Source organism: Ruegeria sp. BB7 (genome assembly GCF_056539365.1).
On record NZ_JBQFUV010000021.1, the window covers coordinates 1 to 15,092 of the forward strand.

Consider the following 15,092-nt stretch of genomic DNA (forward strand, 5'->3'; position numbering starts at 1 on the left):
CCGGACTCTGTCCATTCAAACAATTCGCTGAGCTGGCCGCCTAGCTCCGATCCGATCCGATCCTTGAAACAGCTCGTCGTGCTCAAAACTTTGCAACAGAACCAGGGCGCAGCCAATCCGTGTGTCACGCCGACACGGACGTCCACGCCACGCAAGCCCAACCGGGGCTCATTGCCGAAGCATTTGCCGCGTATTGAAGAGGTGATCGCGCCAGATAGCACGGTCTGCGGTTGTGGCACTGAACGGCACATCATTGGCGAGGATGTCAGCGAACGTCTCGATATTGTCCCGGCCCAGTTCCGGGTTATCGTGATCCGTCGCCCCAAATATGCCTGTCGGCCCTGCGAAGAAGGAATTACTCAGGCGCCCGCTTCGGCGCATCTGATCCCCGGGGGGATGCCGGCCGAGGCAACCATCGCCCCTCTCGGCAGATTGCTTTGCAATCACCTGCCGGGCAGCGCATGTGATCGTCAGCAAATATGTGGGCGATCTTCCTTTGTATCACCAGGCTCAGATCTATGCCCGACAAGGGACCGATCTGGATCGCTCAACCCTGGCCGCCTGGGTTGGCAGGCCAGCGTTCGAGTTGCGCCCCGTCTATAACGCGCTGATGGGGGTTCTGAAGCGGTCGGGCAATTTGTTCATGAATGAAACAGTTGCCCCGGTCCTCGATCTTAGTCGCAAGAAGACCAAAAGGGCTACTTCTAGGCGCTGGCCCGCGATGATTGACCCTGGGGTGGGAATGATCCGCCCGGCATGGCTTTCACCTATGCGCCGGGTCGGGCCGGTGATTACGCAAAGCAAATTCTCGAAGGGTTCAACGGTACGCTGCAAGTTGACGGCTATGCCGGATACAACCGCTTGCTCAAATGGCAGGAGGGTGCAATCCAGTTGGTCCACTGTTGGGCACACGCCCGGCGTAAGCTCTTTGATGTGGCAAAGGCGGGCAAGGCCACCCCGATTGCGGATGCAGGCATCGCACAGATTCAGGCTATTTATCCCATCGAACAGGAAATCAGGGGCAACGCCCCCAAAACCCGAGCGGCGTCGATCCGCAAGCCTGGCTCACCCAAACACTGACCGCCATCGCAAACGGGCATAAACAATCCAAAATCAGCAGGCTAATGCACTGGAATTACATCGCAAACGTGTGATCAGCGAAACGCTGACAACATAAACGCTGACAACATAGCGGAGTACCACCTCTTTGGGGTGGGCGGATAATCAATAGTTTCTGTGCCGGGACGAACCTTCACGTTTTGTTGTACTGAAGGCTGAGAATTTTTTCTGGTGTGCCGGTGTTTAGGTCGTAATGGCCCGCTCACTCAGACACCGGACAACTGATTACAATGCTCACAACAAACAAACTTTCGATGTCTTCGATCGTGCCGAAAGTAAATGACAGAGGCACTAATCTGATGACTAACAAGGGTCGAAAAATCGAACAAACCTATTCTACATCGAGCGGTCTTGTTCGCCGACTGGCCAGCCTGAACGTCTCGTTTGCGCTCAGTTCATATCAGTCGAACACCTTGTATCTTGTGGGTCGCAACAAGAATAACGGGATCAACGTTCATCAGGCGATGGTGCGACGTCCTATGGGTCTGCATGTTCAGAAATCCGGTGACCGAGCAAACACGGCGGGCGGCCTCACGGTGACGGCAGGCCATCAAGTCATCCGATTTGAAAATACCCTGCAACCCGGCCAGGAAATCAATCACACATTCGATGCCTGTCTTACCCCGCGCATGGTCCACTTCACCGGCAGCTTGGATGCTCATGATGTAGGTGTTGACGATCTGGATCGGCCGATATTCGTGAATACCCGGTTCAATTGTCTTGCCGAACCAGGGAATAAATATTCGTTTGAAAAAGTCTGGATGCCATCTTTCGTAAGTGCCCTGGTCGATGAGGACAGGTGCCATCTGAATGGCCTGGCAATGCAGGATGGTAAGCCGAAATATGTGACTGCCGTCTCGCGATCGAACACGATTGACGGCTGGCGCGACCGCCGGAATGGAGGGGGTGTGATCATTGATGTCGACAGTGATCAGATCGTTTGCGATGGGTTGTCGATGCCTCATTCTCCGCGCGTTCACAATGGGCAGCTGTGGGTGTTGAATTCCGGCACGGGCGAGTTGGGACGAGTGCCTCTTGAGGGCTCCGACAAAGGAAGGTTTATTCCTTTGGCTTTTTGCCCAGGTTTTCTGCGTGGTCTCAGTTTTCAGGGCGATCTGGCGTTCGTGGGCTTGTCTAAACCGCGATACAAGCGGTTTGAGGGTCTGCCGCTGGATCAACGGCTGAAAGATGCGGATTCCGAACCATGGTGTGGCGTACAGATAATCGATTTGAACACTGGGTCATGCGTGGATTGGTTCCGCATCGATGGTGATGTCGCCGAACTTTACGATGTCGAAGTTCTGCCGGGCACTGTTTGTCCCATGGCAATTTCACCAAGCTCGAATGAGTTGGAGACCCTCGTAACCTACGACGGAATGATGGCCGGTACCTGCAAAAGCTGACGGCCTCTTTCAGACATCCCCCTCAACAAAGCCAAAAAGAATAATCCTGACGGAAAGGATCCAGGTACTATGCGTGCGATAAACGGTAAGCTGGCAGGTCATAACCCCCAAAAAAGTAATCACTTTATCGTGGCGGTCCGAGATAAGCTGTTGCGCGGAGGACGTATTGCCAAAGCCGCCGGCGAGGTGGTCAGCTATGCTCCATCGTTTTCAGGCACCTTGGGTTCTGTTTCGGTTTCGGCATCCGGCCGCATTACCGGCCTGGCGCTTGCCACGTCTTCGTTTGTGGCCCTTGGGGCTGCCGCGTTTGGGCAGTCATTGCCTGCGCAATGTACGGCAACCCCGGAGCCGCTGGCAGCTGGGAGCACGGTCAATTGTGTCGCTGAAGCACCTGAGGTGATCGATGGTATCGACATTGACGAGGACAACATCACCTTGAATATCGGCAACGCAGACACACCAACAATCATAAACGATGGTGGCAATCTGGGTGTCGGTGTATTTCAAAGCGGTGCAGGTTCGCAAACGCTCAATATTATCAATGCTGCATCTTCTGTGTACGGAAGTTTCTACGGCGTTCGTGTTGACGTTGATCCCGGCGGCGACGATCTGACCATTACAAGTGAGGGCGATATCACTGGTGGGTCGGACGGAATTTTAGCTACAAATGAAGGTTCTGGTGCTCTGACAGTCACGGTCAGTGGCGATGTAACTGGAATTTTCGACGACGGGTTGGTGGCGGGAAATGAGGCTTCCAACAGCACAAATCTGTCCGTTACTTCGAGCGGAGCCATATCGGGCGAGGATCTTGGCCTCTACGCCTTCAATGATGGCACAGGCGAGACTAGTGTCGAAGCCCACGACGTGAACACTTTTTCTGGGGATGCAATACGTGCCCGTAACTTTGTTAGATCTACCGATTTATCGATCAGGACAACGGGCACTATCAATGGGAATGATGATGGGATCGACGGGATAAACTTCGGCGCTGGCCAGTTAACGATTAGTGCAACTGGAGACGTAGTCGGGGTGGAAGGCGAAGGGATCAGTGCCGAGGGGAACGGCTTGGGCGTTTCCATTACGGTTCTTGGCTCAGTGACTGGTGGTGGCACAAACGAACTCAACCGAGATGCTATTGAAGTGACTAACAATGGCTCTCGTTCAATTAGCACTTCGACTACGGGTTCGGTCACGTCAACGAACGGAACAGGTATAATCGCGGTCAATTCGGCCGCTGGTGAAAACATTGAAATCACCACCCAAGGCACGGTTCTTGGCAATATCGACGGAATTAACGCAACGAATGAAGGCTCTGGCGCGGTAGTTATCACTTCACAAGGGATGGTCACCGGAACGACCGGTACAGGGATTAGCGCACAAAACAGTTCAAACGGTACGGGTATTGAGATTTCGACGGATGGTGCCGTTTTCGGAGGCATATCCGGCATCGATGCGATCAATAATGGCTCTGGTGATCTTGACGTGAATTCAACCGGCCTCGTAGAGGGTCTGGATTTTGGTATCTCAGCCGTTCAAAATGGCGAAGGTGCGCTGAACATCAACGCGAGCACGAGCAACGTCGTTGCTTTTGCCGGGGGTGGAATTGCCATCAATGCCGAAAACACTTCGGCAAGCAGAGGTGACATCACCATTTCAGCAGGCGGGGCATACGGCGATACCGGGATCAGGGCTCGTCAACAAGGAACCGGTGCATTGAGCATCAACGTTGAGGATGCCCGTTCGCTGTACGGAAATGGCATCGATGCGGAAAACAGCACGATCAGCAACGGAGATTTAACTATAACCAGTACCGGCGTTGTTCAGGGAGGGGCCAATGACGATGGCATTGCCGCAATTCAGCAGGGCAGTGGCGCCCTGATCATTAACGCTGTGAATGTATATGGCGAAGATGGGATTGAGGCTGGTGCGTTCAGCACCAGTACAGGGAATGTAAGTATCACCAGCACAGGCGTAGTGACAGGCGAGGAGGTCGGAATCCGAGCCTTCCATAATGGTACTGGTAGTATATCCGTTGATGTCGTTGATGTCTTCGGCACCTATAACGCTGGTGTCCGGGCAGCGGGCAATGGGGACATCACCATTACCAGTGCTGGAACGGTGTCTGGCGAGGATTTCGGCATTAGTGCTCGTCAGAACGGAACCGGCTCTCTGGCTGTGACTGTAAACGATGCAGGTGCTTCAAGTGGCGACGGTATCGCCGTCGAAAGCGGTGCTGCCAGCACTGGTGATTTGACAGTAACCAGCACTGGTTTTGTTCAGGTTGGCCGCGATGGAACCGGAATTAAAGCAAATCAGGCGGGAAGTGGCGAACTGATTGTTGATACCAACAATGTCGTGGGTGGGTATGGGATTGATGTGCGTACCGAGTACTCCGCCACAGGGGATATAAGTATCAGCAACTCAGGCAATGTGACCGCTGAGACGACTGGCATCAGGGCTCTCAATTATGGTTCAGGTTCATTGTCTGTCGATGTCGTTGATGTGACCGGAACCAGTAATGCGGGTATTCTGGCTCTCAATACCTTTGCCCCATCTGAAGAATTGTCAGTTACTGGGCGCGGAACAATTGTCGGTGGCGGATCTGGTGTTTTGGTAGCTAGCTATAATGATATCACAACGGTCACTCTATCACTGCACAATGTAACGGGTGAGACATATGACGCAGTCAATGCTGTAAATATTGGTTCGGGTGATCTGGTCATAACAACAACGGGCCAGATCGAGGGTCAGGCCAGAGGAATCAGTGCGATACATGAAGGATCCGGCACTCTGCGGATTACGGCCAGCGATGTTGTTTCCGGTGCGACGGTCGCTGGTATCAGTACCTCTACCTTTGACGATAATACTTCTGAAGTCACGCTGGAGTCTGGTGCTCAAGTAAGCTCGGAATCCGGGATCGCAATTCTAAACAACCAAGGAAACTCCAGAACAGACGTATTGGCCGGAGCATCTGTAATCGGGTCGGTCAACCTGGGGGCCGGGGTGGATGAGTTCACCTTTAACGGGTCCGACTTCGGCGACCTGACAGTTTTTGACGCCGGAGACGGTGTCGACACGCTGACCTTTGTGAACACCAGCGGCGGGCTGGGCGGATCCGACATCCTGAATGTCGAAAATTTCGTCATCGGCAATGGCGCGCAGCTGTTTATTGATGACCAAAACCTGACCGTTGACAATGTCATTGTTGAAAGCGGCGGCATTCTGGACGCGATTGGTGAACTGACTGTCAACGGGTCGCTATTGGCCAGCAGCGGTCTGGTCCGGGCGCAAAACGGCTCGGTCGGGGACATCGTCAGAGTGACCGAAGATTTTGTCGGCGGTGGCACTTTTTCCATTGATACCGATTTCGCGGCTGGGACCGGTGATACACTGATAATCGAAGGTGACGTGCGCGGAGGAGCAACCCGAGTAGACATTTTCGATGTTTCGGCAAGCGATACTCTTGCAAGCGATATCCTGGTTGTCGATGTCGCTGGTGCTGTGTCTGAGGGGGATTTCGTTCTTGCCGATGCTCCAGGATTGTCGGACCTCTTCACATTGGGGCTGGATCAGCGGGGCGGTCAGTTTTTCCTAAGCAATCTTGGTGTCAATTCTACCGGAGCCGTGTATGAGGCGACGCCCTCGGTTCTACTGGACGCGTTCTCGAACACCGGGACGCTGCGTCAAAGACAGTTTGGCCGGCAATGGCTGGGCGGGGATGCCAGCGCTCAGGGCGCAGAAGTCGGACGGTTGCGGACCTTCCTGCCGGGCGGTGCGCAGGGTGAACGGGAACCCCGCCAGGGGGCCTGGATCCAGTTCCGTGGCGGTTTCCAGGAGGCACAGCCAAGATCCAGCACCAGTGATCTTGACTATGACAGCACCACATTCGGGGTTCAGGCGGGTCTCGACTTTCTGGCACCGACAAGCGCGCGGGGGCAATGGGTATTGGGTGCCACGGCCCAGTTCGGTACGCTGAACGCGGATGTATCGAATGCCAATGGTTCGGGGACGGTGGATGCTACCAGTTATGGGATTGGCGCCACGGCGACATGGTATGGTGACGGTGGAACTTATTTCGACATACAGGGCCAGATAAACCGTGTTGAAACGGATATCAGATCGTCCCTGGCCGGTTCGCTGGTTTCGGATGAGACATTCACGGCTTATGTCCTTAGCGGAGAGTTGGGTCATCGCATTCAGGTCAGCGACCGCGGGTCCCTGATACCGCAGGCACAATTGACCGTGGCAAGCCTGAATGGCGATTCATTTACCGATGATGCAGGCAATCTTGTGGACCCGGGAACCAACACCGCGACAATCGGGCGGATTGGTCTTGCCTATGAATACGCGTCCGCCAATCCGCAGGGATCTGGAAATACGACGGCCTATGGTCTGTTCAGCCTTCTACACGATTTCTCGGGCACACAGGACATCCGGGTCGCAGACACGACCTTTAGTTCGCGCAATGACAGGACGTTTGCAGAAGTCGGAATCGGCGGTACCTTCACCGTGGGTGACAATCTTTCGCTGTTCGCGGAAGGAACCTATGCGTCGTCGCTCAGCGGGAGTGCCAGCAACAATCGAGGCGCCTTTCTGACGGCGGGTGCGACGTTCACGTGGTAGCGGACTTGGGGCCTGCCAGCCATTGAACCAGGCGGCGTACGTACCTCACAATACGGCGCCGTTTTACGACTTGAGATAAACAAGTTACCAAAGAGGCCAAGAAGTTCCAGGTTGCCAATATGGCGATTGGCCTGAACGCACTGGCTTCGCCTTTGAATTGGGCTTCTAAATCTCAATTCCATACCGCTTTGCATGTGTCCATGCTAATGGCAAAGTGCCCAATATCAGGTAGATCTTACGTTTTGATGGGCCAGTGACCTTGGCCATTGATGGCTTGGAGGGACCCCGCCTAACCAACACGGGTCATAAAAACCGGTAGGCGTCTTGCTCCTCACATTTTTATGACGGAGACGTTATTTCAGTGCTTTGCTGCTTTTGATGCAAAGCACACAACTTAAGATTGATTTCTTTTCAATAGCTTAAATATTTCAATAAAACAGTCTGTGCAGGTTTGGCAAACATTGCAACGCTTTTTGCATCAAACGAGATTAAGCCTTGTGAGGAGTAGTAGTGACCGAACATCCCAACACAATACCTTCATTTGGGATGTCGGCCCCAGAAAATCGTTATTTCCTTCGCGAGCCCCGGGTGATCGTGCCTCAGCCAGTTGAAATGATGCACTGTGCCCGTTCCAGTGGACGTGCGTTAAATCTTGTTAAACCTGAAATATCAGTTGTTGAGCGCAGGCGTTCAAATCAAACCAAGGAGAAAGATCATGAGCAAAAACAGCCACGTTGATGGAGTCGAGAACATCGCTTTCGCAGGGAACGCTGTTCGACTGTCGCTATTCGCATTTAAGGCGACAGCCAGTGCGGAAGGAAACACACCCGCACGTGAAGAGTCGGCAAGTCTGGTTCTGTCGCCTGAGGCGTTCCTGAGAACACGTGCAGCTTTCAACCAACTGTTTGATGATCTGTTGAAGAAAGGCGTGTTCAAAGAGCGTCCTAACGGCGAAGCTGAAGAAGATAAAACAGTTGAGGCAGTCGCTGAAGACACGGTTGAAAGCGACAGCAAAAACGCCACGATTAACTGAGCGGCGCGTTGTCTTCTAAGGGCATGCGTTATCCATGACTGCTGCTACATCCGCTTCCTCCAGGTTAGGTTCGCCCGGCGATTTGAGTGCACCTGACACAATGGACGCACGACTGGCGTCTTTCAGGGTGTGCTTGAAAATTTGCGGATCGATCATGCAGGCGCCGGAAGACGTTATGATGTCCTGTCTGGATGTACTGGCGCAGATCGAAAAATTCGATCTGCGCCGTCTTCGACGAACATGCGGTAAGTTCGGCGTCAAGTTTAAGAGAAAGAAGATATCAGCAGTCACAGAAGCTGAGGCCCTCGGTCTGACTCTTCTGAAAAAGGGATATTATTGCATTCTGGCCAAGATCGACAAAGAGGCCGGAGAAGTTCTTTTGTTTGATCCAAAGGCTGGCGGGCCACGAAAAGAAAGTATCGAATGGTTGTCGGAAAACACGACGGGCGAGTTGCTGTCGATCAAGTTTTCCGGAAGTAACAACAGCCTGAACCGGTTCACGGTTAAATGGTTTGTCGATGCGTTTTTGAACTATAAACCACTCTTAGCCGAAATTCTGTTGTCATCAGTATTTGTCAATCTTTTGGCCTTGATGATCCCGCTGTTTTTTCAAGTTATTATCGACAAAGTTATCTCGCACCAAGCTACGATCACCCTAGAGGTTTTGGTTGTTGTCTTATTTGTCGGCGTGGCATTGGAGGCGTTAATAACCGGCCTGCGTCAGTATTTCATGAATCACACGACAACGCGAATTGATGTGGTCCTTGGATCGAAGATTTTCGATCACCTAATTCACTTGCCTCTGTCCTACTTTCTTGCCCGCAAGGTCGGGGAAAGTGTTGCGCGGGTACGCGAAATTGACAAGATCAGAGAGTTTCTGACGAAAGCCAGCCTGGCGCTGACCGTTGATTTGATTTTCATGTTTGTATTTCTGGCTGTGATGGCAGTTTTCAGCGTCTATCTGACGTTGATCGTTATCATATCCATTCCGGTTTACGCTTTGATTGCTGTCAGCCTTACCCCGGTACTGCAACGGCGCATCGAAGATGTTTTCAAAGCAGGCGCTGCAAAAGAGACGTTTCTTGTAGAATCTATTTCCGGAATCGAGACCGTTAAGGCGACAGCGGTCGAAGCGGCCGCACACCGGTCCTGGGAAATGAGGCTTTCTGAATTTGTGACGAGCAACTTCAGAGCTGCGACCATATCAGCGGTGATGGGCAACGCGTTCCAGTTGGTTGGAAAACTCACTGTCGCCATCGTTTTGTTTTTAGGGGCGAAGCTTGTCATTGCTGGGGAGTTGACGGTCGGGCAACTGATCGCATTCAACATGTTGGTCGGGCAAGTCAATGCACCACTGCTAAAAATAGCGCAGCTTTGGCAGGATTTTCAGCGGGCGCGTCTGTCCGTCGACCGCCTGAATGATGTTTTGCAAACACCGACTGAGTTTTCGTCGTCAAGCAACACGCAAATTGACGGCATACAGGGGGATATTCGGTTCGAAAATGTCTCTTTTGCATATCAGCCGGGTGCTGATCCTGTGATCAAAGAGATGAATCTTCACATAAGTCCAGGTCAAACAATTGGCATCGTCGGCACGTCCGGGTCCGGTAAAAGCACCCTTACAAAGCTGGTTCAACGAATGTTCTCGCCGCAACAAGGTAAGGTTTTTGTCGACGATAACGACATTTCGGCAATCGACAGCTTGTCCTTGAGATCAAAGATTGGAGTTGTGCTGCAAGAGAACCTGCTTTTCAAGCGAACCATCCGCGAGAACATTGCGCTTGCCGATCCGTCTGCGTCGATTGACAAGGTGATCAAGTCGGCCAAACTTGCCGGGGCGCATGAATTCATTCTTAGCTTGTCTGAAGGTTACGACACAGTCATCGACGAAATGGGCGCAAATCTTTCCGGCGGGCAACGGCAGAGAATAGCTATTGCACGCGCGCTGCTGACGGATCCGGGGATATTGATCTTCGACGAGGCGACAAGTGCACTGGACTATGAGTCCGAGGAAATAATTCAGCAGAATATGGAGAAGATTTGCTCCGGTAGAACGGTACTTATCGTGGCTCATCGTCTTTCTGCCGTCAGTGGCGCGGATCGCATTCTCGCGTTGGAAAATGGCGTCATTGTGGAAGACGGTTCACACGATGAACTGATGCTAAGAAACGGAAGGTATGCGCACCTTTTTGCCGCGCAGTCTTCGGGGCAGGAAGGCAAAATCGATGCATGAGGCCGTAACTTCAGCCGAGCATACAGCTGTCATGTCCGTTTACGACCCGGCCGTGTTCATTGTGTCTTATATGCTGCGACACCACGGGTACCCGGCCGATGATGAGCAAATTCGCATGCATCTGCTCAACCCGTCAAAACGCACCGATATTGACACGCTGTTACGCGCATTCAAGCAGGTGTCCTTAAAAGCGAGACTGATCAATACTTTACTGAAAAATCTGCCGCGCCGATCGTACCCCCTGATCGCAATACTTGTGGACCACTCATTTGTTGTTGTTGAAAAGGTGACGTCCGACCATGTCGTTATCATTCAAGATCATGGCCGCAGCCAGGTTCCACTTTCCGACTTTTTAGACAAATGGTCTGGTAAGGTAATTTTCGTCGCTAAAAGGGATTTGCAGGGCCAGTTGGTCCGACGATTTGGGATCGGGTGGTTCACACCGTATTTCGCCAAGTACTTTCCGCTTTTGAAACAGGTTCTGATTGCATCGCTTCTTATCCAGGTGATTGCACTGGTGACGCCGTTCTTCTTTCGCGCGGTGGTGGATCAAGCGTTGGTGCACAAGAGTATCGGAACGCTTGAAATCTTGATACTCGGCCTTGGTGTCGTAAGCGTCTACGAAGTGATATTTGGCCTGTTTCGGACCTATCTTTTCTCTCATACGACGAACCGGATCGACGTAGAGCTGGGCAGTAAGCTGTTTCGCCATCTGCTTAGTTTGCCGCTATCCTTTTTCAAGAAAAAGCAGGTCGGTGAAACCATCGCGCGGGTTCGCGAGCTTGAGACCATTCGCCACTTTATGACGGGGTCAGCGTTGACGTCGGTTGTGGACCTGATGTTCACGTTTGTCTTTTTGGCGGCGATGTGGTTCGTCAGCCCGTCACTGACATTGATCGTTTTGGCCGCATTGCCTGTCTTTTGTGTCATTGCCCTTATCGTCCTGCCCATATTGTTTCGCCGAATGGAAGAACAGTTCGAACGTGGCGCGGGTGCACAGAGCCAGCTTATCGAAACAATCCGGGGAATTGAGACCATTAAATCGATGGCTGTTGAATCCTCGTTCAAGGAGAAATGGCGCGACAGTCTTGCCGATTATCTGAGAGTGGGTTTCAAGGCAGACAATCTGGGAAACATAGCTGGTCAGGCCATTCAGTTTGTCAGTAAACTGGTTACAGTTTTTGTTCTGTTTGTCGGGGCTCGTGAAGTTTTGGCCGGTAGCCTTTCGGTTGGCTCACTGGTTGCCTTCAACATGCTGACCGGGCACGTGACCGCGCCCATCCTGCGTCTATCTCAGCTTTGGCAGGATTTCCAACAGGCCAAAGTCTCGATGCGTCGGCTTGGAGATATTATGGATGAGGCGACAGAGCCGGTCTACAATCCCAACAGAATGACCCTTGGCAAACTGGAAGGACGTATCGAGTTTATTGGGGTGACATTCCGATACAGGCCAGAACTGCCGGAAACTCTGAGACGGATTAATGTCACAATCGAAGCTGGGCAGACGGTTGGCATTGTTGGCTCATCGGGGTCGGGCAAGAGTACGCTGACAAAGCTGGTTCAACGGCTATACGTTCCCGAAAGCGGACGCGTTCTTGTCGATGGTATAGATCTGGCGATGGTTGATGCCGGTTGGCTGCGAAGGCAAGTCGGCGTGGTTTTGCAAGAAAACATATTGTTTAGCAGAAGTATTCGCGAAAATATCGCGTTGGCCGATCCAAGTATTCCAATTGAGAAAGTCACCGCAGCGGCTGAGCTTGCCGGAGCCAACCAGTTCATTGAAAAACTGGAAAACGGTTATGACACAATCCTCAGCGAGCGTGGATCAAACCTTTCGGGCGGACAGCGGCAACGCCTTGCGATTGCCCGGGCACTGGTAACGGATCCACGCATCCTTATCCTTGATGAAGCGACAAGTGCGCTGGACTACGAGTCCGAAGCGATCATCCAAAAAAACCTGTCCAGCATTTGCGAAGGCAGGACGGTTGTCATGATCGCCCATCGATTGACAACGATCAAAAATGCGGACCGCATCGTGACGCTTGAACAGGGTGCTGTTGTAGAAGACGGCACCCATGACGAGCTTTTGGCGCAGGGCGGCCGGTACGCAAAACTGTGGAACATGCAGGCAACTCAGAAAAACGACATGTCTGCGGAGGAATTGGGATGAAAACTCCAATGAATAACTCTGATAGTGGAATGCCGTTGGGTCGGTTGGATCTCAAGGCTGCTGAACACGCAAACAGCGATAGTCAACCAAAAAGCGGAGGAAGCCCAGAGACGGCGTTGAACAAGAAAGCTTCTTCAAGATCACGCTCGCAATCAAGACTTGCGGCCAGCGAACGACAGTTTTTACCATCGGCGCTGGAAGTTCTCGAAACGCCGCCCAATCCGCTAAGCCGATGTCTGGCTCTGGCAATCGGCACGTTGGTGGTTGGTGCTGTATTTTGGGCTATTATCGGCAAAGTTGATATTGTCGCGGTCACGCAGGGGCAGGTTTCACCGATCGGAGGCGTCAAGGTTATCCAATCCTTTGAAACTGGAACTGTGCGTAGAATCCTGGTGGCAGATGGACAACGCGTCGCCGAAGGGGATGTGCTTGTAAATTTGGATCCGACGGAATCCCAGTCTGACAAAGGGCAGCTTCTGGAAGAGCTTGCCGAGGCCGCCGCCGATCTGCAGCGACTGCGTATTCTCCTTGACCGAGTCGATGGACAACCGGGTGGTGACATCGAGCCAAGCCCTTTCTTTGACGAAGATCGTCTGGAAATCAGCCGTTATCGATTGAATTCGGACGCACTTGGGTATGAGACTCAGGTTCTTACAATGAAAGCAAATTTGGAGCGAAACAAATCTGAAGAAATGGCCGTAAAGGCGGAGTTGGAAAAGCAAATCGCGCTGCTCCCATTGTTGGAGGATCAGGAGGCCGGTCTGAAGAGGCTCTACGATGAAGGTTTGACCCCAAAAGAGCGGTATCTTGAAATAAAAACGCGGCTGATCGAAACATCCCAAAATATAAAAGTGGAACAACATCGTCTGGCCGAAGTGCGCTCTGGCGGTGCTGTTCAAAGAAAAGAACTTGAGAAATACACTGCTGATCAAAGAAGTGAACTTGTTCGCCAGTATGTGGAAGCTCAGAAGGCGTTTAAGCAGACGGAACTCGCACTGAAAGCTGTGGAGTTGCGCGAAAACTTGAATTCGCTCAAAGCTCCGGTCTCAGGAACCGTTCAGCAAATGGCAGTCCACACGGTTGGCGGGGTGGTCACGCCAGCGGAACCTCTGATGGTTGTTGTTCCCGACAATGCTGAGCTGGAGGTCAGGTCCAAACTGCTCAACAAGGACAAGGGGTTTGTTCGGCCGGGTATGGAGGTCGAGATTAAACTGGACGCCTTTCCATTCACAAAATACGGCACCCTTTCAGGGAAGGTTATTAGTATTTCCCAGGATGCGGTTCAGGATGAAGCGCTGGGTCTGATTTTTGATACTCGAATTTCCCTGGATCAAAAGACACTGCTGGTGGATGGGGAAGAAGTATTTCTCAGCCCGGGCATGTCAGCTCAAGCGGAGGTTAAGACAGGCAAGCGGCGAATAATCGAATTCATTCTTGCGCCAATTCTTCGATACAAAGATGAAGCCCTGAGAGAACGTTAGGTGTCTCTGACCCGCGCTCTCTTTGAAATCGCGATTTGACTGACTGGAGAACAGAATCTTGCTGCAGTACAAAAAAACGAAAATAAAAGATTCTGCATTAGTTTCTAATGTAGGAGGAAGTACACGTCTGATATCGCCATTCTTAACTGGGTTAGATAATAAGTCTTGTGGTTATCTAATGGCTAAATCCAGGATGGATAGGTATAAAAAAGGGGAAACAATTCATCTTCAGGGCGATGAGGCTGATTTTTTATTTATAGTAGATTCTGGGTGTGTCAAGTTATTTAATCTGACAGAAGACAGCTCTGAAATGGTTTTTTCATTTATTAATGCCGGGCAGTCATTTGGTGAGCTTGGAATACTTCAGAAAAGCTCCTATGAATACTCTGCGGTTGCTTTAAGCTCTGTAACGGTTCGTAAAATTCATAGAAGTGAGATATTTTTTGTTGCCAAGGAAGATCCATCAATACTTCTTTCTTTATCTGAGCTAGTTGCGCACCGGTATCGTTGTTACATTGAATTTACCAAATGCTTAAACCTGAATAGTTTGACGGCTCGCGTATCATATGCACTGCTTAGAATATTTGAGCAGGACGGGCGCGCTTCAAATTTGAATTGTCAACCTGCTTGTCAAATAGCTTCTCACATAACGCAAACTGATATTGCTCAAATGGCGCGATGCACGCGAAGTAGTGCCAACCGGACCCTAAAAGAATTGGAGCGTGTGGGTGTATTGGATATGCGCGGGCGCTCAATATATCTCTTGAATAGGGATAAATTGCAAAAGATCTATGACGCCAATTGCTCAGGTTAGTGCCGGAAGTTCAAGTTGCCTTCGAATACTGTTAATAATTTCATTTTGCTTAAGTTGATTTAAAATATTCTGCTGAGCTTATTGCGCTTTATTTCGTCAACAAGTCAATGGTCACCGTAAATGTGCGGACATGTATGCGAAAGTGTTTATGCGCGAAGTGTATTGGAGATCTGCGAGGAAATAAATCGGGAACACATAGAGGATCTATTTGTCGCT

8 protein-coding genes and 2 pseudogenes are annotated in these 15,092 nt (G+C 51.5%); all 10 read left to right on the forward strand.

The genetic code is table 11. The features are described from left to right. A pseudogene (gene tnpC, locus ACR0D7_RS18380) lies at positions 1-1,071 on the forward strand (IS66 family transposase); the annotation flags it as partial. After that, positions 1,041-1,154 (forward strand): annotated as a pseudogene (locus tag ACR0D7_RS18385) (transposase domain-containing protein); the annotation flags it as partial. The pseudogenes tnpC and ACR0D7_RS18385, both read left to right, overlap by 31 nt. Before the next feature lie 264 nt (positions 1,155-1,418). Beyond that, positions 1,419-2,522 (forward strand): TIGR03032 family protein, encoded by a 1,104-nt coding sequence (locus tag ACR0D7_RS18390; protein WP_480680311.1) that lies wholly within the window; start codon positions 1,419-1,421, stop codon positions 2,520-2,522. A gap of 69 nt (positions 2,523-2,591) precedes the next feature. Next, positions 2,592-7,145: an autotransporter outer membrane beta-barrel domain-containing protein gene (locus ACR0D7_RS18395; RefSeq protein WP_480680312.1), complete on the forward strand. Its 4,554-nt coding sequence runs from the start codon at positions 2,592-2,594 to the stop codon at positions 7,143-7,145. Between the two features lie 510 nt (positions 7,146-7,655). Next, entirely contained in the window at positions 7,656-7,883 is a 228-nt protein-coding gene (locus ACR0D7_RS18400; RefSeq protein WP_480680313.1) for a hypothetical protein, read from the forward strand. After that, positions 7,861-8,178, forward strand: a complete 318-nt coding sequence (locus ACR0D7_RS18405; RefSeq protein WP_480680314.1) for a hypothetical protein — start codon at positions 7,861-7,863, stop codon at positions 8,176-8,178. The genes ACR0D7_RS18400 and ACR0D7_RS18405 overlap by 23 nt, the downstream gene beginning before the upstream one ends. A 34-nt stretch (positions 8,179-8,212) precedes the next feature. Then, the gene (locus ACR0D7_RS18410) at positions 8,213-10,411 is read left to right on the forward strand and encodes a peptidase domain-containing ABC transporter (protein WP_480680315.1); all 2,199 of its coding nucleotides are present in this window, start codon (positions 8,213-8,215) and stop codon (positions 10,409-10,411) included. After that, entirely contained in the window at positions 10,404-12,581 is a 2,178-nt protein-coding gene (locus tag ACR0D7_RS18415) for a type I secretion system permease/ATPase (protein ID WP_480680316.1), read from the forward strand. The genes ACR0D7_RS18410 and ACR0D7_RS18415 overlap by 8 nt, the downstream gene beginning before the upstream one ends. Beyond that, entirely contained in the window at positions 12,578-14,062 is a 1,485-nt protein-coding gene (locus ACR0D7_RS18420) for an HlyD family type I secretion periplasmic adaptor subunit (protein WP_480680317.1), read from the forward strand. Before ACR0D7_RS18415 ends, ACR0D7_RS18420 begins: the two co-directional genes overlap by 4 nt. A 58-nt stretch (positions 14,063-14,120) precedes the next feature. Then, positions 14,121-14,876 carry a Crp/Fnr family transcriptional regulator gene (locus ACR0D7_RS18425; RefSeq protein WP_480680318.1) on the forward strand — a complete coding sequence of 252 codons (756 nt, stop codon included), beginning with the start codon at positions 14,121-14,123 and terminating at the stop codon, positions 14,874-14,876. Positions 14,877-15,092 lie beyond the last annotated feature (216 nt).